The sequence below is a fragment of the Colwellia sp. 1_MG-2023 genome (assembly GCF_030546755.1).
GTDB lineage: Bacteria > Pseudomonadota > Gammaproteobacteria > Enterobacterales > Alteromonadaceae > Thalassotalea_H.
In genome coordinates this window covers 211,051-236,875 of record NZ_JAUOPE010000003.1, presented here as the reverse complement: position 1 = coordinate 236,875, position 25,825 = coordinate 211,051, and the positions used below count along the sequence as shown (strand labels likewise).

The window sequence follows — 25,825 nt, the reverse complement described above, 5'->3', positions numbered from 1 at the left end:
ATTTACTTAGAATGACTAGGTTACACACTACTCGCCGCGATTAAAACGATTTTATCTCGAACAAAATTTAACCGCGAAAGATCAACAGCCCCTAATAATTTATTTGGTTAACCTGAGTATTTAATCAAGTTGATAAGCTTGTTTTAATTCTGCAGCACGTTTAATTGACACCGAATTTTTAAACGTTTTTTGCGTTATTTTTCTTTGCGCCAGCACTTTATTATTATTCAATAACAAGGCTTCAACGTAATTTAAATATATTTCTTCATTATCACCATTTTCAGTAACGGCCTTAGTTAAGTACTTAACCGCAGGTTCATATTCTTTTTTCGCTAAATGAATACGGCCAACCGTGTCTAATACATCAGCCATATTTGGTTTTAACGCCAGCGCTTTTTCTGCATGCTGTTGAGCTTTATCTAATTGATTACGTTCTAAATAAAAGTAAGCTAAATTATTCAAGGCGATAAAATTATCATCAGTAATTGTCAGTACACGTTCATAACTTTTAATTGCAGCTTCGGTATCTTTAGTAATTTGTAGTTGCGCTAAATGCATCAAACTTGCTACATCATTTTCATTGTTAGTCACATGCTGTTGTAAAAAATCATAGCCTTGCTCTTTTTGACCCGAATTAATTAAACAGAAATAAACTAAATTTACATTTCGAGAGGTTGGCTGCGCATTATAGGCTGCCGTTAAATTAACTAATGCTTGACTATATTGCTTTTTATTTAGTTGTAGTTGCCCGATTAACCCTTTAGTAAATGGCAAACCTTTCGCTTGTTCAGGAATTAACGTTAATTGTGTATCCGCTGTGGCAAAATCTCCTGAAATTAATAGAAAATGAATATGTAGCAATGCTATCTCAACATCATTTGGAAAATTAGCAATATATTGAGCACTCAGCGTTAACGCTTGTTCGTACTTACGTTGATTATCTAATAATAATAAATTACTCAAGATCGCATCACGATCTGCCGGCTCTTTTTCTAACCAACGCTGATAATGGTTTTGAACTTTTTGAAAGTCTTTCATCTTGAAATAAGCTTGGCCTAAAGACTGCCAATAAATTTTTGGCGCATTTTTATCATCAAAATCACCTAATAATTCAGCGGTTTTTTCCGGTTTGTTTTCTTGTAAATATACTTTGGCTAACAATAACCGCATGGCTTGATTATCAGGAGACTCTTTGAAATGCTGTTCGATGACGTTAACCGCTTTATCAGACTCCCCTTGATTAGATTGATATTGATAAAGCTTCACTAAAGCAGCAACATTTGACGGTTCTATTGCTAATAAAGCATCAATTTCTCGCTTTGCTGTTGGGTAATCTTTTTCTCGTGCAGCTAAATCAACCAATGCGAGTCTTGCACCTATATGCTCTGGATTAAACGATAATATCTGTTGATATTCAGCTTTTGCACGGTCAAATTTTTCTTGTTGAAAATAAACACTCGCTGTTAATAAATACGCTTGTTCATCTTCGTTGTCGGCTGACTTCCACCGTTGAGCCAATTTCATTGCTTTATCAAATTGCTGTGTTGTTAAATAAGCGGTGGCTAAAGTATGGCGCGTAATTTCTTGGTCGGGTTTTTTATCTAAGGCTGTTTCTAGATTAGCGATACCTTCAACATCATTTAATGAAAGTTTCAATAATCCTAAACGCGTAAGATCTTCTGCTGTTTCAGCTCCTATTTCGGTAGATTTACTTAGTATATTTCTAGCTTGTTTTACTTCACCACTATTAACAAGTGCCAGACCAACACTGGAAACTAACGAGTTGTCTTTTTCTGACAACTCGCCAAGAGAGTTAACTGTTTCGCCAGCTTCTTTAGTAAAACCTAAATGTAATTGACTCGCTGCCAATAACCTCAATGCTTCATGATTTGGTGGCAATTGTTCAGCAATAATTGATAAATGTTGGTGAGTGACTTCGTAATTTTTTAAACGATAGGCGCTATAAGCAGCTAACAACCTTAATGCTGGGTCTGATGGCATTGCAGTAATCGCTTTTTCTGTATGGAACAATGCTTTTTCATTATCTTTTTCGTTAAATCTTGCAATGCCTTTTAATTGATTTAACAAGCCATTATCTTCATTAATTGCCAATAATTTATCTATGATAGGTTCAGCTTCTTTTGTGCGATTCAATTCTACGAGCAAACGAGCATTAATAAACGCTATCTCTAAATCATTAGGGTAGTACGATAAATAAGCCCCATAGGTATCTGCAGCTAATGTTTGGTCACCTCTTTTTAAAGCAATTAATGCTTGTAATTTCAAAGCGTCGGCTTGTTTTGGCTCACTTTTGATAATAGCTTCTAATTGCATTTGCGCTGCTTCAATTTTCTCATCAATCAGTAGCGAATAAACTAAGGCTAAGGTTTTAAAAACCGAGTCTGTATCAGTTTTTTGTACTTCATCAATAAGCGCTTGTGCTTTTTCTGATTGATCTAAACGAAACATGGCTTGAATTTTATAAAAGGCAATCTCTGCTCTTTCATTTGGTGTTAGACCATCTTCTTGATGAGAAAGACCGATTAACGCGACATCAGAACGTGTTTTTTGATAAGCTTGAGATAATAACGGCAGTACTTCGTTAACAGGATAATTTAACTCTAACGCTTTATTTAATTCTTTTTCAGCACTTTGATAATCTTGATTTTTTAAATGCATCTTACCCAGTAAAAATCGTGCTTCAGCTAATGTCGGCGAAGCTTTAATGGCATTTTTTAGTTCAATAGTCGCTGCGTTGTAATCTTCGGATGCGATACTTTTTTTCGCCGCTGCAATGTGATCTTCACTAGATTGTTTGCTACATGAAAATAGCAAGCCAACCATTAATAGATAAATAAAATGTTTCATAAGTTCCTTTTTCATTGCCAAATTTAAACAAGCAAACCGTAATTTACACATAAGTACTATCAACTTTACCATAATTATGGATACATGTAATACTCTGTAATTCTTCATCAAATACTTGTTACCAGCACAATATATTTTCAGTCCTGAAATTTAACTAACCACTGGTTTTCGTTGAAGTTTTCGTTGTAACGTTCGTCGATGCATACCTAATTGACGAGCCGTTTCAGAGACATTGCCATTATTACTACTTAATACTTGATTAATATGTTCCCACTCTAAGCGTTCAGGCGACATGGGTTTGTTTTCATTTAATGTCGAATCTAAGGTGCTCACCTCTTTACTTTCATGCCCATTTAGCGCCTTTAACAGCATTTTGGTATCAACCGGTTTGGCTAAATAATCGTCAGCGCCCATTTGAATTGCCTCAACCGCAGTGGCGATACTGGCAAAACCAGTTAATAAAACGATACGAATATTCGGCAGCAACGCACGAATTGGCTTAATCAGTAATAAACCGTTTTCTTTAGCAAGCTTCATATCTAAAATTAAATATTCTGGTCGAAATAAATGGCAAACATGTAACGCTTCATCAGCCTGATGAGTCACTTGACACTCAAAACCTTGCTTAGTTAATCGCCTTAATAGCGTCGCGGCAAACGCCTCATCATCTTCTATTATTAATAACTTCATCTATTGATTATTTTCTCTGTACTAACGTTAATTTAACATGAGCAACACAGCCTTTTTCTGAATGATTCGCTAACTTCAAACTGCCTTGCAAACGATTTATTGTCGTATTTGATAATAATATTGCCATTCCTAAGCCATTACTACTTTCAACTAGCTTTTCACCTAATAAATCTGCCTGATCTTTATTGAGATTTGCTTCAATGCCGGCACCAAAATCTCTGATCACTAAATGCAAAGCACTTTTACTTGTATAAACCGTTAAGGTTATTTTACTTTCATTTTGTTCTTTATTTGCGCGAATAGCATTTTGAATTAAATTCAGTAATGCAGATATCAACATATCGTCAGATTGAACATATGCGTTTATTTCTTCATCTTGAATAATATCAACTACTTGCTCAGGAAAATGTAAGTGCAAACTATCATTGAACTGACAAAGTAATTCAGTAACACTGATTATTTCGGTGTTCTCTTCTCGAATCGATGCCGCTAAATTACGAAAATACCCTAATTGCTCGCGACATTGCTCTAAGGGATGACGCATTGATTGCACAGCAAGGTGTTCAGGATGATCTTCTAATAATTCATCAAACAACAACTGAATATTAGCAAGTGGCGTAGCAAGTTGATGAGTCACCTGAGCTGATGCAACCCCTAACGACAGTAATTGCTCACTTTTTAATTGTTCTTCTCGTTGTTTAGCAATCGCTTGTTCTCTATTAGTAATAATTCGAGCCATAGCTCCTACAACAATAGTCACCACAACAACGGATAATAAAAAGTTAGCCCACATAGCAAAAAAATGATTACTCATGTCCATTTGATGCATGGTATGTTCAGGCATTCTAAATAATAGAATGCTGTAAGAACTGATGGCAGACAATGAAATGATAGACAAATAACGGGATGGCAAACTGACCGCTGCAATAATAATCGGCAATAATAATAAAGAGACAAACGCATTAGTAGCGCCGCCACTTAATGAAAGTAAAATACTGAGAAAAAAGATATCCGCTAATAATTGACAAACGATTGCCCAATTGCCCGCTTGCCGATTTCTAAAAACATAGATGCTAATAAAATGAAACAGACTTTCAATGGCAATAACACTCAATAAAGACATGAGTGATATTTGCAAAGACATTACAAAATACACAATCAATACCGTCGTCAACTGTATTACTATAGCTAAGCTGCGAAGTAAAAATAGCCGTTGAATGACCGCCATTGATTTAAAGTTAAATAAGTTCATAAGCATTACTGTGAAAGAGAGTGCCAATTATCATACCGATATTTGAATATCTTGCTACTCGAGTAAAGTATCTTTGTAAGTGATTAAATCAATTTTTTGCCATTTAAATAGATTGACGTAGCCTGTGATATCAACTTATATAGATGTATTCACCAAACATAATTTTTGTAATAGCTAAAAGGGATCAAAATGAGTAATAAAGTTTCAGGAAGCTGTTTATGCGGCAAAGTTAAAAGTACGGTTGAAGGGCCTTTTCAAAAATTCTACCAATGCTATTGTGATCGCTGTCAAAAGAAAACAGGCTCGGCCTTTGCATCACTTATTTTTACCGCACCTGATAAAATTGAATGGCACCAAGGCCAAGCGCTGATCAAACGCTTTGATCTCCCCAATGCGGTTAGGTTTAGTAATTGCTTTTGTACTGAATGTGGCTCACAAGTTCCTTATTTAAGTCGAGATGGCAGTGCATTAGTCATACCTGCTGGTTATCTTGAAGGAGATCCAAAAATTACTCCTCAAGCAAACATTTTCTGTGAAGAAAAACCTGTATGGTTTGAAGCCGGCCAAGCTGCGGCACAATTTGATCAATACCCGACTTAAAATATTTAAATAATTCAAACAATTAATAAAAGTTATTTACTATTGTTTATGTCATGACCAAAGCAAGATAGTTATTTGGTCATGACAATTATTAACAAAACCCTCCCCTTATAACCACGTTACCCCCTATATCCCCAAGAAAAACGCACCAAAATAGTGCAAAATATAATTCATTGTGCAAATTAACACTATTAACTAAACCATTGCTTTTTCTCTTCTAAAATAATTAATTACAATAAAAACAATGAGATAAACAATAAATTACAACTCTTAATAAAATGGCACAATAGTTGAAATCATAAAACTAAATCATACTAATTGATGTGGGAATTATGCTAACGACTTTTATAAAGCAACACCGTTTACCCGAAGAATTCGAACAAACTGTTGAAGAATATTACCAACCACTCGCAGATAGTATCTTTAAGCAATTTAAAGCAAGCGATGGCGCCTACTTTGTTGGTATTAATGGTTGCCAAGGTAGTGGAAAATCAACGTTTACTGACTACATTGCAGAGTATTTAGCAACCACCTATAAACTTAATGTTATCGTGATGTCGTTAGATGATTTTTATCTAACTCGTCAAAAACGTAAAACACTTGCAGATAACGTACATCCTTTGTTGGCAACACGCGGCGTGCCAGGCACTCATGACATTACGGCATTAAAACAAGTAATAAGTCAGTTAAGTGAGCAAAAAACAGGCTTTAAAATTCCTCGATTTAATAAAGCAACAGACGAACCTTATCCTGAAACGAAATGGCAGCACATAGACAAGCCCGTAGATATTATCTTATTAGAAGGTTGGTGTTGGGGCGTAGAATCTCAAACTGATGAGCAATTAAAATCTCCGATCAATGAACTTGAATTACAACATGACACCAATGGTATTTGGCGAAATTACGTCAATCAGCAACTAAAAACCACCTATGAACCTTTGTATGAAAAGATGGATTTTTGGTTGTCTTTACAAGCGCCATCTTTTGATTGTGTATATAAATGGCGTTTAGAACAAGAGGAAAAATTAAAGGCGAGACATGAAAACTTAACCGATTCAAAAATTATGTCTCCAGAAGAGATATTAAATTTCACGCAATATTTTCAAAGACTTAGTGTACAAGCCTGCAATACAATTTCTAAGTCAGCCGATGCCATTTTTTACCTAGAGAACAATCGACATATTCGTCAATTGAGTCTTAAGGAGCAATAATGCGCACTGATAAAGTTCTGATATTTAGTGATTTAGATGGCACGTTACTTGACCATTATACGTATCAAGCAAACGATGCCTACGACACTATCAGCAAACTAAAAGAAGCTGATATCCCAATTATTTTAAATACCAGTAAAACAAGGGCTGAATTAGCGAATATTCAAACAGAATTAGCACTAGATACACCATTTATTATAGAAAATGGTGCGGCTGTTTATATGCCTAAAACGACCTTTGCGATACAACCCGCTGACACAACCGAAGTTGATAATTACTGGGTGAAGTCTTTTGCTTCATCAAGAAAGTATTGGTTAGAGTTACTTGAAACGGTTTGTGCCGACTTTAAACATTTATATCAGGGCTTTTCAACATTAACCGTTGAGCAACTAACGGAACTAACTGGGCTTACACCAGAAAAAGCAGCACAAGCAAAACAGCGTCAATATGGCGAACCCATTCACTGGCTTGGTGACGAAAAAAGTAAACAGTTATTTATTGAGCAGTTAGTCGATTACGGCGCCAACGTTGTTCAAGGCGGACGGTTTTTACATATAAATGGCTATTGCGACAAAGGCCAAGCGCTGATTTGGTTAACTGAACAATATCGTGAACATTATCCTCAAGAAACTGTTTACACCATTGCGCTAGGCGATGGTGAAAATGACATAGCAATGTTAGAGGCAGCAGAAATCGCGGTACAAATTCGATCGCCGGTACATGATTTTCCAACATTGTATCGACAAAACAGACACACCATTCAAACAGAGTTATGTGGTCCATCTGGCTGGGCTGAAGCAATACAAGCACTGCTCTTTTCATCATCAACTTCTCAACAAACCCAAAAGGGGTAAATCATGGCTGATTTCTATCAAAATGGTACGGTAACCACATTACATAATTTAGCGCAACGCGAGCCGGCAGACATGGCCGATGAATTATTAACCTTCTCTAAAACTCGCTCATTAGGCCTTATTTTACCTTCGTTATTTTCCGAGCTAGAAGGCAAAGCATTACCTGACATTATTAACAAAATAAAAGAAGTAAAATACTTATCTGAAATTGTTATTGGTTTAGATCGAGCTGATCTTGAACAATACAAACACGCCCTATCCTTTTTTGGTCAACTACCACAACATCACCGCGTGTTATGGAATGATGGCCCCAGACTGCAAGCTATCGATAAAAAACTACAAGCGCTAGGTTTAGCGCCAAAAGAATTAGGCAAAGGCCGCAATGTTTGGTATTGCATGGGCTATATTTTGGCTTCAGGCAAAGCAGAATCTATCGCCCTTCATGATTGCGATATTTTAACGTATGAGCGTGAATTACTGGATAGGTTGTTATATCCCGTTGCAAATCCAATGTTTAATTATGAGTTTTCAAAAGGTTTTTATGCCCGTGTCGCCGGCGGAAAAATTAATGGCCGCGTATCGCGATTACTGGTTACCCCGTTAATTAAAGCGTTAAAGAAAACCGTTGGTCATTGTGATTACCTTGAATATATGGACAGTTTTTTATACCCATTAGCAGGTGAATTTTCGTTTAGGCGTGACGTATTAAGCGATATTCGTATTCCGAGTGATTGGGGTTTAGAAATTGGCGTATTATCTGAGATGTATCGTAATTACTCGCCAAATAGATTATGCCAAGTAGATATTGCTTCAACATACGATCATAAACATCAAGATTTATCATTAGAAAATACCGCAGGCGGTTTATCTAAAATGTCGATAGATATTAGCAAGGCCTTTATTCGTAAGCTTGCTACTCAAGGCGAAACGTTTACGCCAGAAAAATTTAGAACGTTAAAAGCAACCTACTTCCGTATCGCCTTAGATTATGTAGAAACTTACCGTAACGATGCCATGATGAATGGTCTTAGTCTCGACATTCATACCGAAGAAAAAGCGGTAGAAATGTTTGCTGAAAATATTTTAACCGCTGGTAATACTTTCTTAGAACAGCCAATGGAAACGCCTTTTATTCCATCATGGAACCGCGTAGTCAGTGCAATTCCCGATATATTAACGCAGCTAAAAGAAGCCGTTGAATTGGATAATCAAGAATTTAACCAAACCAATCTTTAACCGTTAAATATAAATGAAGTAAAAGGAAAATATTGATGATACAAGAGCCGGTTAATTCACTTGAGCAAAAGTTAATTCAGCAGCTTAGTTTTATTTATAAAGAGATAACTCTCGAACAACCATTTGACGAAATTGCGCGTTCATTGATCGCCATAATGCGATTAAAAAGTGACTTTACTATTGCTGAGCCTTTTACCAATCATTGGTCAGAAAAAGACGTTATTTTAATTACTTACGGCGATAGTGTTATCGAAAATGGCAAAGCTCCATTAAAAACGTTAAAAACTTTTTTAGATGACACGATTAGTAAAACGATAAATAGCGTGCACATTTTGCCTTTTTTTCCATACAGCTCTGATGATGGTTTTGCTGTTATTGACTATTCTTCAGTCAACGAATCACTTGGCTCATGGCAAGATATTCAAGCCATTAGTAATGACTACCATTTAATGTCTGACTTAGTGATCAATCACTGTTCTAGTCGCAGCGTGTGGTTTGATAACTTTATTAAAGGTGAAGGTATAGGCCACGATTTTTTCTTTACCGCGATGCCCGATGAAGATTTATCTGCCGTTGTACGGCCTCGCACTTCACCTCTATTAAAAGAAGTAGAAACCGGCAAAGGAAAGAAATATGTTTGGTGTACTTTCAGTCACGACCAAGTTGATTTTGACTTCCGTAATCCTGAGGTTTTAATCGCTTTTATCACTATTATCAGACAATATTTAGATATGGGCGTTAAAATATTTCGTTTTGATGCCATTGCTTTTCTCTGGAAAGTGAGCGGAAGTACCAGCATTAACTTGCCACAAACCCATGAAATCGTACGATTATTACGCAGTTTAATCGAATCGGCTGAGCCAAATGCCATTATCATCACCGAAACCAATATACCTAATACGCAAAACTTAACGTATTTTGGTAATGCCAACGAAGCGCATGGCATATATAACTTTTCATTGCCGCCATTATTATTAAATACTTTACTCACCGGAAATTGCTTGTATTTAAAACGTTGGCTAATGAGCATGCCACCGTCGCAAGATGGCACTATGTATTTCAACTTCCTTGCTTCACACGACGGCATTGGTTTAAGGCCTGCTGAGGGCTTATTAAACGAAGACGAATTAGGCACCCTGGTGCAAACAATAGAAGGATTTGGCGGAAAAATATCGTGGCGAACATCGGACAATGGCGAGCAAAAAGCCTACGAGATGAATATTTCGCTATATGATGCCATGCAAGGTACCACTGAGGGGAAAGACGAGTGGAATTTTGCGCGTTTTATCTGTGCTCACGCCATTATGTTTGCACTTGAGGGCATCCCGGGAGTGTATATTCATAGCATGTTAGGCACACAAAATGACTATAAAAAACTAGAACATACCCATCATAATCGCTCTATCAATCGCCACAGATGGGATAAAGATTTACTCAGCCAAGCACTTGCAGACAATAACCTACATCATAATAAAGTGTTGTCATCGTTAAGTTCATTATTAGAAATCAGAATCAATCAACCCGCTTTTCACCCCAATGCCACCCAATTCACATTACATTTGGGTTTACAATTGTTTGGTTTTTGGCGACAAAGTCTTAACAGAAAACAAAGTATTTTTTGCATCAGCAATATTTCAAATCAACCCATGGTATTACCGTTAAGTGAGCTAAATTTGGTGATCACGGAATCTTGGACAGAATTAATTAGCGGAGCTGAAATTACGGATTTAACCGAAGAGCTACTTCTTGAACCGTATCAAACGGTATGGATCTCAAATAAGCAAAACTGATTTTAACATTCATATTTCACTAAATTCTCAACCTACCAGCATTTGAATATTACTGAGCACGCTCAGTAATATTCAAACCAAATAACATATTCTGTACACCTTCACTTTTAATAAATTGAATTTTATTACTTTTCTGGTAATTTAAGTGGTAGTAAGTAGGCGAACATTAATGAGATGTCTACATATTAAGTTATTAAGCATCTATCAAGTTTGGAGTTAAATTGTTTAATCTATTTATAAAATATGTTATGAAAGTTGGACTACAAGCCTTGTTGAAATCAGTAAAGATGGGTTTCTCGGCTACACAAGTTCAGATAAAATAAATGAGCTTAGGAATGTTGGGTATGATGTTGCTATCGATGCCTAACAAACTGAGAAAAAGGACAATAAACTGTTAGTTTGCTCCTTCATCGCTAATTTTAGCCAACAATTTTTTGCCTCTTAACGAGGAATTATGTTTAAGGGAAATATGAGTCCAAACGAAGGCTTTGTGATGAGCTCGATCGTAGAAAAGTTTGGCGGGAGATTCACAGAAGGTGAAAATCCACCAGATTCATATTTTCATTTAGGCAATAAAAAAATTGCGGTCGAGGTAACTCGATTGGTTCAGCAGGTTCAAAACGATAAAGGTGTGATGATTTCTAGACTTGCTCACGACCAACCAGCTATGACGCTATCTGATCATTTAGATAACCTATTGAAACATGATATTCCAGATGATAAATATGTTTTTCTTATTTTAGGGGCTCCAATAAATAATATAAGAAAAACGAAAAGCGAACTTAAAAAAGAAATCATAAGCCAGCTAAATTCTGGATTAGTCAAGCAAGATCTAATCATTGAAAAGAATAAAATTTCAATTTGCATCCATGATGGTACTAGAAAAACTGGGAAAAAGGTTATTAGCGCTATTGCCAATAGATATTCTGATGCTAATTTACTTAGTAATATCGTGAATCTACTTAGTGATCGTATAACTTCTAAATTAAAAAAGTGTAAAGCTAAGGCATATGACGGTGATTATTGGCTAGCTTTATATAACGATTATTGGGTAGCCGATATAGAATCATACAGGTTTGCATATAGCAAATTGAATATTCAGCATGATTTTAACAAAATTCTAATCATAGATAGTTATGGGCAAGTTGAGTGTATTTAAAACATAACAAGCCATTACAGTAATGGGACTGCTAACAGCTTGCTCGTTTTCATTTCGTTCCACACTCTAACAAACTAAACACTCCCCCCTTATTTAGCCGTTATGTGTTTTAATCTCTTGACTTACATTTATACTTGATTAATACTTGAGTAATCAACAATTACTCAAGAAATAATTATGGACTCAAAAAACTTGGCATCTTTGATGTTAGAACAAGCTTACATAAGCACTTTACTCAATAAAAAAATGGATTCTTGTCTGAGTGTACATGGATTAAGTTTCACAGAATTCGTCATAATTCATAAACTATATAACTCTGAAGGTGGCTCACAAAGCCGTATAGCTCTAGCCGATTCTGTTGGTTTAACTGCGTCAGGCGTTACACGTTTATTAGCTCCTATGACCAAAAACAATATAACGGTTAAAATTGTAAACCCAAAGGATGCTCGCCAAAGTCTAGTTGGCCTTACAAGTGCAGGCAAAGAGCTATATGTGAATGCTTTAAACTCTTTTGAGCATAGTTGTAATTCAGCTTTTTCATTATTAGAAGAACATGAAGTATTACAACTATTAAAATTACTCAATAAAATAAAGTGCTAACAACACACATCACAATAAGATTAAGTGGGACTGCTAACGATTTTCTCGGTTCCGCTTCGCTTCACAATTTTAGTAAACTACACATTTTCCCTTATTGGGGCGTTAGGTTTATTGTCTATAATATGTATGATTATCAACTGGAGAAATTACAATGGATGCAGATTCAAAAGTTAATAAAAATAAAAACATTCCAATCTTAATGCTAAGTTGGGGTATATCGGTAGGCACAGGGCTAGGGATCTCACTTGGCGTAGCTTTTAATAATATCCCTGTTGGCATCTCTATTGGCGCAGGCGCAGGTATATCAATTGGGGTGGTTTTATATCAATATTTCAACTCTAGGGCTTGTAGCAACAAAAAACCATAGGTTAATGTATGTATAATTTTAGCGCTTTAATATTAGTGTTTTTACTGATATTCGCGCCCAATGTTCAATCTAACGAACAAACGCCTGATAACGTTAATACAGTCGAGCAGTTTGTTGCTGCTTTTAATGCACAAGATAGTGACGCGATGGCAAGTCTAGTTGTTGATGATATTGAGTGGTTAAGTATTGTTGGTAATAAAGTGATCGTAGAGGTTAAAGGTAAAAATAATTTAATTGAGAGCATGAACAATTACTTTCAGTCTTGTTTAACCTGTAAGTCAAAACTTTCTAAAATTGTCTCTACCAAAAGCAGAGTAAGTGCTGTTGAGGTTGCTAGTTGGCAAGGTAAAAGCGGCCCAATGTCACAAAGTGCTGTTTCTGTTTACGAATTTTCAGAAGGATTAATAACTCGCGTTTATTACTTTCAAGCAGAAAAATAAGAAGAGTTATAACTGAGCATTCAACACGGTCTAATATGTACACTTATAAAAAAGCAACCATTGACGAATCTGATTTACTCACCTCTTTAATGAGAAGAGCTAAAGCCCATTGGGGTTACCCACAAGAATGGTTGGATGAATGGAAAGAGGAATTAACCATCTCGCCAAGTTACATTGCTTCAAACATCGTGGTAATTCTAGAGTCCGACAAAAAGGCGATTGGCTTTTTTGGCCTAGAACTCAAAGACAACTTTGCATACCTAGACCATTTGTGGGTGGAACCGCTTCATATTGGCAGCGGGTTCGGGAAACTATTATTAGCAAAGGCATACAAAGAAGCCCTTAACCGCGGCTACTCAACAATAGAACTGCTCGCAGATCCAAATGCAGAGAATTTTTATAGACATTATGGCGCAACCAAGATCGACGAAGTTCACGGCGACATTTTCGGAACACCAAGAGTTTTACCTAGAATGCGGTTAGTTTTAGAAAGTACCCACAAATTACTCAAAAAACAGCACTGAAAAGCGCCTGTCATAACTAAGTCATAGCTAAGTCATAACTAAGCCAGAGTTAAGTCATAACTAAATCTTAGCAAAGCCTAAGTACGTATAAGATTTACATGTATTTCATTCGCGGGTTTAGTTTACCAATGATATGTCTGCCTTTATATAATTTCCTCATAACCTTAATCATTACCGTCATTTTCGCGAATAACCATTCATTATACTATCCTCTATAGAATGGATCTTGTGTACATCTAAATGTACCAAAATATAAATTCACATTTATATTTTAGGAGAAAGTTATGATGCGATGGATATGCTTATTGGGTTTATGTTTTTACTCAACGATAAGCTTGGCAAATAAAATTAGAATTTTATCGGTTGATGAACCACCGGCTAATTATCTTAATGAAAAGAATGAACCGGAAGGTTATGCCGTTGATATTATTAACGCCTTAAAAAAGGAAGTTGGCTCTACAACTGAGATTGAGTTTACTCCAGAAGCAAGAGCTATCAATTTAATCAGAACGCAACCTAATATCTTACTGTTTAGTATTTCTAGAACACCTTTTCGAGAGAAAGATTATCGCTGGATAGGTCCTGTTTTTACGAAAAAATGGGAAGTGTATACGCTAAAAACGTCCAACTTTAAGGTTAACGACGTTGAAGACCTCAAAACATTACCTGTTATTGGCTTAGTGAGAGGTGATGTAAGAGAGGAATGGTTAATCAATAAAAAATTAACTAACTTACATTCAGTGACCCATCACCAGCAAAATTTTCAACGCCTATTAATGGGAAGAGTATCGGCAATTGTTTACGAAAAATCGGGACTAACGCAATTAATGAATGAAATGGAAATTGATAGCTCAATGATCGAATCTATTTTCACCATTAATGAAGCTCCTGTTTACATAGCAGTCTCTAAAAAAACGTCTTTAAAAACATTTAAAACGTGGCAACGAGCTTTTGAAAAAATTAAAAAAAATGGCAAATTGAAACAAATATCTACACTTTGGCAAACCAAACTTATGGATGATTTTAATATAGAAAGCAAAATCTCAAATCAACTGCTAACCTTTTAAGTAAGGTTATATTTAGGAAATATTAAATGAACATACATACTATTCGAGTCCGTTATACGGCATTATTTTGCACGTTAGGCATATGTTTTACTATTTTAGTATTGATGAATAACAGCCTAGTTTCTACAACTGAAGCCAGTTTAGTACGATTTGGTAGTAATTTTAATCCCGCTATTTCCTCTGTTATTAATGCCGATAGAGACTTATATCAAGCTAAGGTTGCTGAACTGAAAGTTTTTGATCAAGGTATATCATCTGCACAAATAGATGACCATTTCGCTGATTATCAAGAAAACGCTAAACAAGCATTTGATCGATTTGTTGCCTATAAACAATTAATGTCTGATTACCCCGACGTAATCAATAAATTAAAAGGCTTTGATCAAAGCTATAACCTTTGGTTGGCTGAATCGACAAAAGTATTTACCTTGATAAGAAACAATCAAATTACTGAAGCTAAGAATCATTCTAATGGTGTATCAGATGCAACATTTAATGAACTACGCGAATTCTATAACCTTGCCGGTGAACTAGCCGATATAAAAAGTACTTCTGTCAGTAAAGAGACTATTTCGACAGTAGATAATCGAATTGTTATCTTGTCGATTGTCAGTGGTATTATCGTCATTTTAACCTTTGCCGTTGGTATTGCAGCCCCTAAAGCTATGGCTGACGCACTACATAATTTATCTGATAAATTAAGAGCTATTAATAGTGGCGATGGTGATTTAACCCGAAGAATTCATTCTAAAAGAAAAGATGAAATTGGCCAAGTAGCCAATGATTTAGACGACTTTATTGATTCCCTAGCAAATTTAATTAAATCAATCGTCGATCAGTCTTCTCAAGTGATCACTGGGGTTGGCGAATTAGATTCTGGCGCAAAAGAAATAAAAGAAACAAGTGAACAACAATTATTATCGGTAGAAATGATCGTCACCGCTGTCAACGAAATGTCCTATGCCATTGCCGAAGTTGCAAAAAATGCTCAATTAACTTCAACAGAAATCATGGAAGTAAATAATTTAGCGAACGAAGGCACAGACATTACTAATGAAGCAGTTAATGAAATTCAAGGTTTGTCTGTAACGGTGGAAGAAGCAACCGCCGTTATATTAAAATTATCTGAAAATTCACAAAATATTGCGTCAGTGTTAGATGTTATTCGAGGCATCGCCGAACAAACAAATTTATTAGCATTAAATGCTGCAATTGAAGCGGCAAGGGCTGGCGAACAAGGCAGAGGTTTTGCGGTTGTTGCCGACGAAGTACGTACTTTAGCCAGTAGAACCCAGCAATCAACAGAAGATATTCAAGTGATGATAGAAGCGTTAAAAACAGGGGTTGATAATGCTGTTACCGCAATCGGTAAAGGAAATGCCGCGACAAAAACCAGTGTAGAATTATCGCAAAAAACATTAGAAGCCCTTGAGAAAATATCAGAAGCATCTCATAGAGTATCCGATGTAGCGGCACAAACCGCCACTGCCACAGAAGAGCAAAGCCAAGTATCTGATGACGTGAGTAAAAACTTAACCGTGATGTCAGATCAAACCAAAGTGAATCATGACGTGGCTGATAAAAATAGTCACTCTTCAGAAACTACCATGCAACTAGCAACGGCATTAAGTAATTCTGTGACTCGGTTCAAGCTTGAGTAACAGTTAACTTTAACAATAAATAACAATTGTCTAAGGCGATTAACTAAAAATGAACTTAACATTCACCTGATAGGCAGTTATGAGTGAGGAGCTGTCATCAGGGTAAACGGCTTTATCATAGCTTATCCGCTAGTGTCCATCGTTTAGATTTATGAGGAAGTCTGACTTTAACTAAATAAGTTACATGAATTGCTCATATTCATTTACTATCTGCAATTTCAACATCACGTCTTCGCACTTAGAATACTTTCAATAGTCTTAATGATTTCTTTAGATTTTTGTATGTTCATTCCATCAGGATGCGGTGATGAAAAGCCGCCTTTATCATTATCAAAATATTGACCAGAGTATTTATGTACACCGTCTTCAATAGACAATCGTACCAGTATATCCGCACCAATGTTTAAATCATTTCCTGCAATACCAAAGCCTTCTTTGACCATTTTACTCGCAAGTAATGAACCAGGATTTATCGCGAGATAAGTCAGCGCATTATTAGTCTTTGCTATACCTAAAGTCCACTGGGTGATGGCTAATTTACTTTGCGAATAAGCAGCCATATCGTTAAGCTGCTTTTTGCCTAAAAGAGCATCGATATCCACTGGCGCTTGAGCCGCAGACGAAAGGTTCAGCACTCTGCCAAAACCACTGAGTTTAGAGGTGAGCGCTTTGGTTAAAATATATGGAGCAATGGTATTAACACTAAAACGGACATCTAAATTATCTGTTGTCATGGCTTGAGATACTTTCAAAACACCGGCATTGTTGATGAGCACATCTATGTGCTCAAAGCTAGATCCTTCTTTTACTTGCTTAGCTAAAGCGATGGCCTCAGATAATTTCGATAAATCAGCTAAATAACTCTCAACTTTACCATTGGTAGATAATGCTGATAATTGCGCCGCAACTGTTTTCAATTTTTCAGGGTTACGCCCATGAATTAACAAGTGATGACCTTGTGAAGCAAATTTAATAGCCGAGGCTAAACCTATACCGTCGGTAGCGCCTGTGATCATAATTGTTTTTTTCATGGGTTTTCCTACTTTTGTTCTTAATAAACTAATGCAATTAGCAAGTTGCTCAATACTAAGCAATAAACAACTTCCTTGGATAAATCACTGTAAATTAAACATCTACAACAACTTTGCCCATTGCTGCGCCACTTGATAAACGTTGATGTGCTTTACCTATCTCTGCTAATGAAAAGTGCTGCTCATCTAAAACTGGCGTTAAGCCACCGGCTTCTACAATTTTGGTGAGTTCAGTTAATATATGAGCATGTTGTTCTCGTTTTTGATTGTGAAGCATTGGGATCAGCATAAATACTACATGCAGCGATAAGCCTTTAAAGTGTGCAACGGATAAATCAATGTTTACCATTGCAACCGTTGAAGCAACTTGACCATTTAATGCAGCCGCTTCAAATGAACTCACCATATTTTCACCACCGACAGAATCAAAAACTATATCAAAGCCTTTGCCATTAGTATGTTTAGCGACATAATCGGCGACGGTTTCAGTTTTATAATTAATGCCATGTGCACCTAACTGCTCAATTAAGGCAAGTTGTTTATCCCCACCGCCAGTAGAATAAACCTCAGCGCCAAAATATTTAGCAAGTTGTAAAGCAACATGACCGACACCACCAGAACCGCCGTGAACTAATACCTTTTTAGCGTCTTCTGTTTTCTCAGTAATTCCTGCTCTCATTAAGCCTTCATAAGCAGTAATGGCAACTAAAGGTAATGCAGCAGCTTCTCTCATTGATAAATTTTTGGGCTTGAAGGCGACCAACTTAGCGTCAGCGACAATGTATTCAGTTAATGTTCCTTGAAGATCGGCTAAGCCACCTGCACAGCCATATACCTCATCACCCACATTATAATGAGTAACACCTTCGCCAATGGCTTCGATAGTGCCAGCAAAATCCATCCCTAATACTGCAGGTAATGCTGGCGAAAGCGGTAAATCTTCTCCCATTGAGCGAATCATGGTATCCACTGTATTTACGCTTGTTGCTGCAATTTTAATTAATATATGGCCGGGCTTAACGTTTGGTTTCGCTATCTCGGCAGCTTCAAATACATCTTCGTTACCGTAACGGTTTACTATCATTGCTTTCATTGTAATTTCTCTCCAGTAGTTGATGGAAGAAAGTATATTACCCTGTAATAGTTTTGATAATAGGGTAAAATGATGAATCACTTTATAGTTTTTGTTGATAATAATGAATATTGAGCACTTACAGTTGTTTATTAGAATTGCGGCAACCCATAACATAAGTATGGCAGGACAATCGTTAGGCTTGTCGCCGGCGGTTGCGAGTTCACATATTAATAAGTTAGAAAGTGGTTTGGGTGTGCGCCTAATTCATCGCACTACGCGTAAAGTTTCGTTAACTGAAGAAGGCATAGGTTTTTTACCTCATGCTGAGGATGTTATTGCGAGTGTTGAAGCTGCACGAGCATCCGTGGGAGCAGGAAGTTCTTCGCCAAGGGGAACACTACGCGTTGCTGCACCAGCCTCTTTTGGCCGAATGCATTTACTACCTGCACTGAATGAATTTTTCACACTTTATCCAGAATTAACTGTTGATTTAAAACTTTCAGATAGCATTATTGATTTAGTCGAAGGTGGGTTTGATATAGCAATACGTAATTCTGAACTTAAAGATTCAAGTTTAATTGCCCGAAAATTAGCTCAAGATAAGCGACTTGTATGTGCATCGCCTGATTATTTAGCAAAATACGGAGAACCTAAATCTCCAGAAGATTTAAAAAGTCACCAATGTATTACCCTTATGGGGCTTGATAATTGGGTATTTAAAACAAAAAACGGTCAGCAAAACATTAAAGTGAAAGGAGTACTGAGCACAGATAATGGTGAAGCCGTTCGTGATGCTTGTATTAATGGCTTAGGCATAACCATTAATTCTAGATGGAGTGCTTATCAACATATTAACAATGGCGAATTAGTTCAGGTTCTCAAAGATTATCCCTTAATATCAAATACCGCAATTTGGGCGGTATACCCAAGTTCTAGGCAGCTTGCGCCTAAAGTGAGAGCTTTCATTGATTATTTTTCAGAGAAATTCGGTGATATGCCAGATTGGCGAGAGTAACTCTCGCTAAATTTATTGTTTTCTCAATTTAAGGCGCAAAAAACTTAATAAGTCCGCGCCTTAATTATTATCCTGACCTAATTAAAAGTTATTTAAAAAACTAGCGAAACTCCTCGGCTAAATTCGCCTTGTTCAGAGGCCGCACTCAGTTTACCGTCATTCTTAATAATCATTTGGACATCACCAAACACATCTTCTTTGGTTATATAACCCATCTTTTGTAATGACGTTAACACCGACTCGTCGATGCCAGGGTAATACCAAATTTCATTTTTAGGCAGTAACTGATGATGAAATCTTGGCGAATTCGCGGCCTCTTTTGCCGACATATTAAATGCTATCGCATTGAGTATCGATTGATAAACAGATGAGATGATTGTTGTGCCGCCAGGTGAACCTGTTACTAATTTCACTTCATTATTTTTTATTAAAATAGTAGGAGACATTGAAGAAAGCATCCGTTTATTCGGCTGAATTTCATTGGCAACACCGCCGACAGCTCCAAAAATATTGGCAACTCCGGGTTTGGCACTAAAGTCGTCCATTTCATCATTTAAAATAAAGCCGGCGCCTTCAACAACGACGCCACTGCCAAAGGTATAATTAATAGTCGTCGTGTTTGAAATGGCATTTCCCCATTGGTCAACAATAGAAAAATGCGTCGTATCTCTACTTTCAATCAAACCAGGCGCAATATCTTCAGTCGTCGAGATCTTGGTTAGTGAAATTCCATTTGCACGTTTGGTTAAGTATTGATTCGTTAATAGTTGATCAACCGGCACTTGGTAAAAATCAGGATCCCCTAAATACTCTGCCCTATCAGCAAACACTCGCTTACCAATTTCAGACAAAATATGCATATAATCCTTTGAATTATGTGAAATTTTTTCATCTTTATTCACTAAATCAAACATCGTTAGCCATTGAAGAATAGCGATCCCCCCTGAGCTTGGTGGTGGCGCTGTCACTACATCGTACCCTCGCCACTGCTTTTGTAATGGTGTTCGCCATTTTGATTGATAACTTGCTAAATCTTTTTCGGTAATAATACCGCCATTTTTTGCCATGAAATCACTGATTAATTTCGCTGTTTTACCTTTATAAAAACCGTCTTTACCCTGTGTAGAGATACGTTTCAGTGTTTCGGCAAGTTCGGGTTGTTTAAAAGTATCACCGGCCTTTAGACCACCAAAGTAGTTTGAAAAGTTGACCTTAATATTCTTGTCATTAAAGCTTTTCACACGCCAATCGATTGAATTTGCCAAAGTGGGATGGACAATAAAGCCTTTGGAAGCCAATTTAATCGCAGGCGCAAGTAATGTTTTCCAAGGCTTTGAACCATACTTTTGATGCGCTTGCCACATACCTTCAACGGTACCGGGTACGCCTGTAGATAAAATACTAAAGGTAGACAAATGAGGAATAACATTTTTATCACTATCGAGATACATATCACGATGGGCAGCTATAGGTGCAACTTCTCGATAATCTAAAAAATCCGTTTTACCATCTTTATAAATGGTCATAAAACCACCTCCGCCAACATTACCAGCTTCAGGTAAAGTAACGGCTAAAACAAACTGCGCAGCAATTGCTGCATCAATCGCATTACCACCGCTAAGTAGCACGTCTTTTGCCACTTGAGCACTGTAGTTATCAGGCATGGCAACTGCCGAGTCTGCCTTAACAAGTTGCACATTAAATAGAGAGATGAAAACAATAAAGCCAGCGAGGAATTTCTGCACAGGGATGTCCTTTAATTATTTCTGTGATTGAATTTAACATTATTATCATAGAAAACCAGTGTTTTCTTTTGTTAAAAAACATCAGAAATTCTCATAAAATGAATAGCGAAAAATGGAAATTTTACGATAAAAACTTAACTAGTTTGCTTAAGCCCTTTCCTTTATTAGCGATTTTCCACGCCATCAATAAATCTTGTTCGGCAGGCTTTATTAATGTGTCAAGAACCAACATTTCGCCTGAATCAATATAGGTTTGTATCAAGTCTTGCGGTAAATAACCAATACCAATACCTGCTTTTATCGCGGCTATTTTTTGCGTAATGGTACTGACATAAAACTGCTGACTACCTTCTATCATATTAATTGTCCAAGGAATTTCATGTTGAGATGAGTCATGAACGACAACATTACGAAATCGAGCTAACTCACTGGGTTGGATCGGTTGGCCAACGCTGAGTAATTCATTAACGAGTTTATGTGCGTTTCCTATCAATAAAACACTATTCATAGATGCAATTTTAATTGCGCGGATCCCTTTCTGATTTGGTACAGGAGCAGGAGCGCCAATCACTAAATCAACCTGATCATTTACCAGAGCTTCCCATGTACCATTCATCACTTCTTCACTGATATCTATTTCAATATTTTCATGCTCCAACAAAAAGCCTTGAATACTGTCAAAGATTGGGTTGATATCCATAATGGCATCACAGGCAATTCTAATTTTAGGCTCCCAACCATTAGCGATAGTTTGCGTTTGCTCTGATAATGAGTTCATGGCATGTAACATTTTACGACCTTCATGCAATAAATGCTTACCCGCGGGTGTAAGCACAGCTCGACGACCTTGCCGTTGAAATATCGTCACGTTCAATTGTTCTTCTAACTTTTGCACGATATAAGATAACGCTGATGGCACTTTATTCAATTGCTCAGCAGCAGCGGCATAACTCCCTCGATGTTCAATCGCATCTAATACTAATAACGCTTCAATGGTGATCGCTGGAGAGTTCATTTTTAATGGCTGCCTTAAATGTTCAATATTTTTGAATAAACTAAACAAATTTTAGTACTTATTCATCCGCTAATCAAAATATAGAATAGCTTCATCTTAAACATCTAAATTAATTAAGGCATTTAACATGACAATTATCGATACATTTAAAAACATCATTAAAACTGAACAAACTCTATCAGCATTACCGTTACGATTAATAGCTGGCATAATTTTTACGGCTCATGGCGCACAAAAACTTTTTGCTTGGTTTGGTGGTTATGGCTTAGATGGCACAGGCCAATGGATGGAGTCTATCGGTCTTACCCCAGGTTACTTAATGGCTTTAATGGCAGGCGGTGTCGAGTTTTTTGGTGGTTTACTGCTCATCGTAGGTTTACTTACTAGACCAACAAGCTTAGCGCTAGCAGTTACCATGGTTGTAGCTATTTTTAGCGTTCATTTCCAAAATGGGTTATTTATGAGTAATAACGGCTACGAATTTGGCTTAACACTATTAGCGATATCACTAGCTTTATTGATTCAAGGTGGTGGAAAATATTCATTGGATAATCAATTATTCAAGAAGAAACTTTCCAATACCACCAGCTAATTTTTACTCATGGTCGCGGTTCACTCTTCACCAAGATTGACTCTTCACCGATATTGAAAAGTAAGGAAAAATTATGATTAAACATTATCCCTATAACCAATTAGGTAGTGCAAACCATGGTTGGCTAAAATCTAAATTTCATTTTAGTTTTGCTCACTATTACAATCCAGCACGAATGAACTTTGGCAAGTTACGAGTGATCAATGACGATTGGATAGCCCCTGAAACGGGCTTTCCACTGCACCCACATAAGAATATGGAAATTATCAGTATTCTTAGAACCGGCGCAATTACCCATCAAGATAATGTTGGTAATAAAGGAGTTACAAAAGCTGGAGAGGTTCAAGTAATGAGCGCAGGCTCAGGTATTTCCCATTCGGAATATAACCTCACTAAACAACCATTAACCTTGTTTCAGATTTGGATTGAGTCTAATAAGCTTAATATTAAACCGCGCTGGGAAACGAAAAAATTTCCGTCCCAGCTGGCATCAGAGCTGACCTTGTTGGCATCGGGTTATCCTGAAGATAACAAGGATGCACTTTTCATTAATCAAGAAGCGCGAATCTATGGTGGAAAATTAGCAAAAGGTACGATAATTGAACATGACATCAGTCACCAAGCTTATGTTTTAGCGTCAGAAGGCATGTTTAAGCTTGAAGGCATAAACATGAATTTAACAATGAATAAAGGCGATGGCGCAGAAATCACCGATGAAAATTCGGTACGAATTCGAGCAACAACAGACTGTGAAATTATTATTATTGATACGATTTAGTCTTATTCTAATTCATACAGTTTTCTACTCTTAAGTTACCCTCATTAAAACGATGCTTTGTACCAAAATGGTGCAAAGCATTCGATTTTCTATAAACAACCAAAAGCTATTTAACTGATATAAAAGAATTTTTTAAATGGTGTATATATTGCTTATTTTTACTTAAAGTAAATATTTAAGAGAAATAGAATGGCAAGTGTTGAAGTAAATTTTGATGGTTTAGTTGGACCAACCCATAATTATGCTGGATTATCGGAAGGAAATGTTGCTTCATTATCTAATGCGAATGAAAGCTCGAATCCTAAAAACGCAGCATTACAAGGCTTGAAAAAAATGAAAGCTTTGCATGATATGGGATTAACGCAAGGGGTCTTTGCCCCCCAAGAACGACCAGATATTTACACGCTCAAACGTTTAGGGTTTCAAGGCTCAGACGCTCAAATTTTAAATGCTGCTTATAAAACATCACCCACTTTACTTGCCTCATGTTGCTCGGCATCAACTATGTGGACAGCCAATGCGGCAACTGTCTCACCTTCAGCAGATACTAATAATCAAAAAGTACATTTTACTGCCGCAAATTTAGCGAATAAATTTCATCGCTCATTAGAGCCTGAAACGACAACTAATATCCTTAAGTCAATTTTCAATAACGACCATTATTTTCAACATCATCAGCATTTAAATGATAACGAACACTTTGGCGATGAAGGTGCAGCTAATCATACCCGCTTATGCGAAAAATATGGCAATAAAGGACTTGAAATATTCACTTATGGTCGAGTCGCATTTAATCGTAGTACACCAAAACCGATGAAATATCCTGCTCGACAAACGTTAGAAGCTAGTCAAGCCATAGCAAGGTTACACGGTTTATCTACTGAAAATTCCATTTTTGTTCAACAAAACCCGAATGTTATCGATCAAGGTGTTTTTCATAATGACGTTATCGCTGTCGGCAATCAAAATGTCTTGCTGTATCATGAGCAAGCTTACTTAAACACAGGTGCCTTTAAAGAAGAAGTAAGGCGTAAATTTTCAAGTGAAGACATACACTTAATTGAAGTTTCAACCGAACAAGTATCTATTGAAGAGGCCGTTAATACTTATTTGTTTAATACCCAAATAATTACCCTTACCGATAATTCTATGGCGATAATTGCGCCAATGCATTGTCGTGAAAATTCGAACGTGTATGAATATTTACAATCATTACTTGCGGGTAAGAATCCTATCAATCATGTTGAGTTTTTTGATGTGAATGAAAGTATGAAAAATGGCGGAGGTCCCGCATGTTTACGATTAAGAGTTGCTTTAACAGAACAAGAATTAGCTGCGGTTAACCCTGATTGCTTATTAACAGATTCGTTATATTTACAATTAGTTGCATGGGTAAATAAGCATTACCGCGATACATTAACCCTTAAAGATTTGAGCGATCCGCAATTATTGTTGGAATCGCGAACCGCCTTAGATGAATTAACGCAACTATTATCATTAGGCTCTGTTTATCAATTTCAACATTAGCATCAATAATAATAGCATCACATAATGATGCTATTTATCCATGATTAACATTGCTAATCACTTTTCACCGCTTTGAAAAACCTGTGTTTTTCGTTAATGTGTTCGTGTGTATTTAAATCGGCAACCTAATCATCATGAAATATATTAACTTTTTACTCATCATCGCTTTATTTTTACCAACATTTTCTCATGCCAAAGAGGCATCATTAGTTGGTTTAAAAAACTACCAAGTGAACACCCCTTCAATGATCAGCTCGGGACTGCCAACAAAACTTCACTTCGCAACATTAAAAGGTATGGGAGTAACCCACGTTATTGACTTAATCCCTGGAGATAGAAGCGAAGAAGACCATTTGATGGATGAATTAGCGTTACATTATCATAATATTCAAGTGGAATGGAAAAACCCCACGGTTGATAACTTCAATGAATATGCATCGAAAATGAATGAATTTACCCAAGAAAAAGGGAAAGTGCTCACACATTGCCGTTTAAATTGGCGCGGAGCCGTATTTACTTACCTTTATCGTGTTACTCATTTAAATGAAGATGAAGTAATTGCGAAAGCAGACATGCTAACGATTTGGCAACCCGATGAAACGTGGCAAAAGTTTATTAACAAGGTACTCCAACAAGCTCAATAAACTTGGTTCAGGCTATACACACCATAGCTTTTACGATTGCAAATGTTTATCAATACTTTCATTCTCTCAATATATAACGTTATA

Annotated in this window: 24 protein-coding genes; 17 read left to right on the top strand and 7 right to left on the bottom strand. The window is 36.7% G+C overall.

Annotated elements, in window-relative coordinates; translation table 11 throughout:
• Positions 1–120 precede the first annotated feature (120 nt).
• The 3 genes from prsT to Q4493_RS04865 form a co-directional block, all read right to left on the bottom strand.
• Positions 121–2,868, bottom strand: coding sequence for an XrtA/PEP-CTERM system TPR-repeat protein PrsT (prsT, locus tag Q4493_RS04875; protein WP_303449796.1), 2,748 nt, complete (start codon positions 2,866–2,868; stop codon positions 121–123).
• Between the two features lie 150 nt (positions 2,869–3,018).
• Complete coding sequence (locus Q4493_RS04870; RefSeq protein WP_303449794.1) at positions 3,019–3,558, bottom strand: response regulator transcription factor; 540 nt, start codon at positions 3,556–3,558, stop codon at positions 3,019–3,021.
• 7 nt (positions 3,559–3,565) lie between these two features.
• Entirely contained in the window at positions 3,566–4,810 is a 1,245-nt protein-coding gene (locus Q4493_RS04865; protein ID WP_303449793.1) for an ATP-binding protein, read from the bottom strand.
• A 189-nt stretch (positions 4,811–4,999) separates the two neighbouring features.
• Between Q4493_RS04865 and Q4493_RS04860 the strand changes: the two genes are divergently transcribed.
• From Q4493_RS04860 to Q4493_RS04805, 12 genes are all read left to right on the top strand, one after another.
• Positions 5,000–5,410, top strand: coding sequence for a GFA family protein (locus tag Q4493_RS04860; protein ID WP_303449792.1), 411 nt, complete (start codon positions 5,000–5,002; stop codon positions 5,408–5,410).
• Positions 5,411–5,742: 332 nt separating this feature from the next.
• On the top strand, positions 5,743–6,621 hold the full coding sequence (locus tag Q4493_RS04855) for a kinase (RefSeq protein ID WP_303449790.1): 879 nt from the start codon (positions 5,743–5,745) through the stop codon (positions 6,619–6,621).
• Positions 6,621–7,475 carry a mannosyl-3-phosphoglycerate phosphatase gene (locus tag Q4493_RS04850; protein ID WP_303449789.1) on the top strand — a complete coding sequence of 285 codons (855 nt, stop codon included), beginning with the start codon at positions 6,621–6,623 and terminating at the stop codon, positions 7,473–7,475. Before Q4493_RS04855 ends, Q4493_RS04850 begins: the two co-directional genes overlap by 1 nt.
• A 3-nt stretch (positions 7,476–7,478) precedes the next feature.
• Positions 7,479–8,711, top strand: coding sequence for a glycosyl transferase (locus tag Q4493_RS04845; protein WP_303449788.1), 1,233 nt, complete (start codon positions 7,479–7,481; stop codon positions 8,709–8,711).
• Positions 8,712–8,746: 35 nt separating this feature from the next.
• Positions 8,747–10,501 (top strand): sugar phosphorylase, encoded by a 1,755-nt coding sequence (locus Q4493_RS04840; RefSeq protein ID WP_303449991.1) that lies wholly within the window; start codon positions 8,747–8,749, stop codon positions 10,499–10,501.
• Positions 10,502–10,970: 469 nt separating this feature from the next.
• Positions 10,971–11,660, top strand: a complete 690-nt coding sequence (locus Q4493_RS04835; RefSeq protein WP_303449787.1) for a hypothetical protein — start codon at positions 10,971–10,973, stop codon at positions 11,658–11,660.
• Positions 11,661–11,837: 177 nt separating this feature from the next.
• Positions 11,838–12,260 carry a MarR family winged helix-turn-helix transcriptional regulator gene (locus tag Q4493_RS04830; RefSeq protein WP_303449786.1) on the top strand — a complete coding sequence of 141 codons (423 nt, stop codon included), beginning with the start codon at positions 11,838–11,840 and terminating at the stop codon, positions 12,258–12,260.
• Positions 12,261–12,411: 151 nt separating this feature from the next.
• Entirely contained in the window at positions 12,412–12,627 is a 216-nt protein-coding gene (locus tag Q4493_RS04825) for a hypothetical protein (protein ID WP_303449785.1), read from the top strand.
• Positions 12,628–12,635: 8 nt separating this feature from the next.
• On the top strand, positions 12,636–13,067 hold the full coding sequence (locus tag Q4493_RS04820; RefSeq protein WP_303449784.1) for a nuclear transport factor 2 family protein: 432 nt from the start codon (positions 12,636–12,638) through the stop codon (positions 13,065–13,067).
• Between the two features lie 35 nt (positions 13,068–13,102).
• Entirely contained in the window at positions 13,103–13,591 is a 489-nt protein-coding gene (locus tag Q4493_RS04815) for a GNAT family N-acetyltransferase (RefSeq protein ID WP_303449783.1), read from the top strand.
• A gap of 284 nt (positions 13,592–13,875) precedes the next feature.
• On the top strand, positions 13,876–14,658 hold the full coding sequence (locus Q4493_RS04810) for an ABC transporter substrate-binding protein (protein WP_303449782.1): 783 nt from the start codon (positions 13,876–13,878) through the stop codon (positions 14,656–14,658).
• A gap of 26 nt (positions 14,659–14,684) precedes the next feature.
• The gene (locus Q4493_RS04805; RefSeq protein ID WP_303449780.1) at positions 14,685–16,319 is read left to right on the top strand and encodes a methyl-accepting chemotaxis protein; all 1,635 of its coding nucleotides are present in this window, start codon (positions 14,685–14,687) and stop codon (positions 16,317–16,319) included.
• Between the two features lie 224 nt (positions 16,320–16,543).
• Here Q4493_RS04805 and Q4493_RS04800 read toward each other — a convergent pair whose 3' ends face one another.
• Together Q4493_RS04800 and Q4493_RS04795 are read right to left on the bottom strand one after the other, a co-directional pair.
• Entirely contained in the window at positions 16,544–17,350 is an 807-nt protein-coding gene (locus tag Q4493_RS04800; protein ID WP_303449779.1) for an SDR family NAD(P)-dependent oxidoreductase, read from the bottom strand.
• Between the two features lie 94 nt (positions 17,351–17,444).
• Complete coding sequence (locus Q4493_RS04795; protein WP_303449778.1) at positions 17,445–18,443, bottom strand: zinc-dependent alcohol dehydrogenase family protein; 999 nt, start codon at positions 18,441–18,443, stop codon at positions 17,445–17,447.
• 103 nt (positions 18,444–18,546) lie between these two features.
• On the opposite strand from Q4493_RS04795, the gene Q4493_RS04790 reads away from it, so the two are divergent.
• Complete coding sequence (locus tag Q4493_RS04790; RefSeq protein ID WP_303449776.1) at positions 18,547–19,440, top strand: LysR family transcriptional regulator; 894 nt, start codon at positions 18,547–18,549, stop codon at positions 19,438–19,440.
• A 92-nt stretch (positions 19,441–19,532) separates the two neighbouring features.
• On the opposite strand, the gene ggt is transcribed toward Q4493_RS04790, so the two are convergent.
• On the bottom strand, positions 19,533–21,161 hold the full coding sequence (gene ggt / locus Q4493_RS04785) for a gamma-glutamyltransferase (RefSeq protein WP_303449990.1): 1,629 nt from the start codon (positions 21,159–21,161) through the stop codon (positions 19,533–19,535).
• Positions 21,162–21,306: 145 nt separating this feature from the next.
• Entirely contained in the window at positions 21,307–22,200 is an 894-nt protein-coding gene (locus tag Q4493_RS04780) for a LysR substrate-binding domain-containing protein (protein ID WP_303449775.1), read from the bottom strand.
• Between the two features lie 127 nt (positions 22,201–22,327).
• Between Q4493_RS04780 and Q4493_RS04775 the strand changes: the two genes are divergently transcribed.
• The 4 genes from Q4493_RS04775 (at position 22,328) to Q4493_RS04760 (ending at position 25,741) form a co-directional block, all read left to right on the top strand.
• Complete coding sequence (locus Q4493_RS04775; protein WP_303449772.1) at positions 22,328–22,792, top strand: DoxX family protein; 465 nt, start codon at positions 22,328–22,330, stop codon at positions 22,790–22,792.
• A gap of 73 nt (positions 22,793–22,865) precedes the next feature.
• Positions 22,866–23,570: a pirin family protein gene (locus Q4493_RS04770; protein WP_303449771.1), complete on the top strand. Its 705-nt coding sequence runs from the start codon at positions 22,866–22,868 to the stop codon at positions 23,568–23,570.
• Between the two features lie 189 nt (positions 23,571–23,759).
• Entirely contained in the window at positions 23,760–25,097 is a 1,338-nt protein-coding gene (astB, locus tag Q4493_RS04765) for an N-succinylarginine dihydrolase (RefSeq protein ID WP_303449770.1), read from the top strand.
• A 134-nt stretch (positions 25,098–25,231) separates the two neighbouring features.
• The gene (locus Q4493_RS04760) at positions 25,232–25,741 is read left to right on the top strand and encodes a protein tyrosine phosphatase family protein (RefSeq protein ID WP_303449769.1); all 510 of its coding nucleotides are present in this window, start codon (positions 25,232–25,234) and stop codon (positions 25,739–25,741) included.
• The last annotated feature ends 84 nt before the right edge of the window (positions 25,742–25,825 follow it).

Bases quoted from the DNA above. Each gene is read 5' to 3' on its own strand.
- Q4493_RS04815 (WP_303449783.1), top strand. From the start codon at position 13,103: ATGTACACTTATAAAAAAGCAACCATTGACGAATCTGATTTACTCACC.
- Q4493_RS04805 (WP_303449780.1), top strand. From the start codon at position 14,685: ATGAACATACATACTATTCGAGTCCGTTATACGGCATTATTTTGCACG.
- Q4493_RS04850 (WP_303449789.1), top strand. From the start codon at position 6,621: ATGCGCACTGATAAAGTTCTGATATTTAGTGATTTAGATGGCACGTTA.
- astB (WP_303449770.1), top strand. From the start codon at position 23,760: ATGGCAAGTGTTGAAGTAAATTTTGATGGTTTAGTTGGACCAACCCAT.
- Q4493_RS04800 (WP_303449779.1), bottom strand. From the start codon at position 17,350: ATGAAAAAAACAATTATGATCACAGGCGCTACCGACGGTATAGGTTTA.
- Q4493_RS04870 (WP_303449794.1), bottom strand. From the start codon at position 3,558: ATGAAGTTATTAATAATAGAAGATGATGAGGCGTTTGCCGCGACGCTA.
- Q4493_RS04770 (WP_303449771.1), top strand. From the start codon at position 22,866: ATGATTAAACATTATCCCTATAACCAATTAGGTAGTGCAAACCATGGT.
- Q4493_RS04865 (WP_303449793.1), bottom strand. From the start codon at position 4,810: ATGAACTTATTTAACTTTAAATCAATGGCGGTCATTCAACGGCTATTT.
- Q4493_RS04860 (WP_303449792.1), top strand. From the start codon at position 5,000: ATGAGTAATAAAGTTTCAGGAAGCTGTTTATGCGGCAAAGTTAAAAGT.
- Q4493_RS04830 (WP_303449786.1), top strand. From the start codon at position 11,838: ATGGACTCAAAAAACTTGGCATCTTTGATGTTAGAACAAGCTTACATA.
- Q4493_RS04835 (WP_303449787.1), top strand. From the start codon at position 10,971: ATGAGTCCAAACGAAGGCTTTGTGATGAGCTCGATCGTAGAAAAGTTT.
- Q4493_RS04810 (WP_303449782.1), top strand. From the start codon at position 13,876: ATGATGCGATGGATATGCTTATTGGGTTTATGTTTTTACTCAACGATA.
- Q4493_RS04845 (WP_303449788.1), top strand. From the start codon at position 7,479: ATGGCTGATTTCTATCAAAATGGTACGGTAACCACATTACATAATTTA.
- Q4493_RS04790 (WP_303449776.1), top strand. From the start codon at position 18,547: ATGAATATTGAGCACTTACAGTTGTTTATTAGAATTGCGGCAACCCAT.
- Q4493_RS04825 (WP_303449785.1), top strand. From the start codon at position 12,412: ATGGATGCAGATTCAAAAGTTAATAAAAATAAAAACATTCCAATCTTA.
- Q4493_RS04795 (WP_303449778.1), bottom strand. From the start codon at position 18,443: ATGAAAGCAATGATAGTAAACCGTTACGGTAACGAAGATGTATTTGAA.
- Q4493_RS04760 (WP_303449769.1), top strand. From the start codon at position 25,232: ATGAAATATATTAACTTTTTACTCATCATCGCTTTATTTTTACCAACA.
- Q4493_RS04780 (WP_303449775.1), bottom strand. From the start codon at position 22,200: ATGAACTCTCCAGCGATCACCATTGAAGCGTTATTAGTATTAGATGCG.
- Q4493_RS04855 (WP_303449790.1), top strand. From the start codon at position 5,743: ATGCTAACGACTTTTATAAAGCAACACCGTTTACCCGAAGAATTCGAA.
- prsT (WP_303449796.1), bottom strand. From the start codon at position 2,868: ATGAAACATTTTATTTATCTATTAATGGTTGGCTTGCTATTTTCATGT.
- Q4493_RS04820 (WP_303449784.1), top strand. From the start codon at position 12,636: ATGTATAATTTTAGCGCTTTAATATTAGTGTTTTTACTGATATTCGCG.
- Q4493_RS04840 (WP_303449991.1), top strand. From the start codon at position 8,747: ATGATACAAGAGCCGGTTAATTCACTTGAGCAAAAGTTAATTCAGCAG.
- Q4493_RS04775 (WP_303449772.1), top strand. From the start codon at position 22,328: ATGACAATTATCGATACATTTAAAAACATCATTAAAACTGAACAAACT.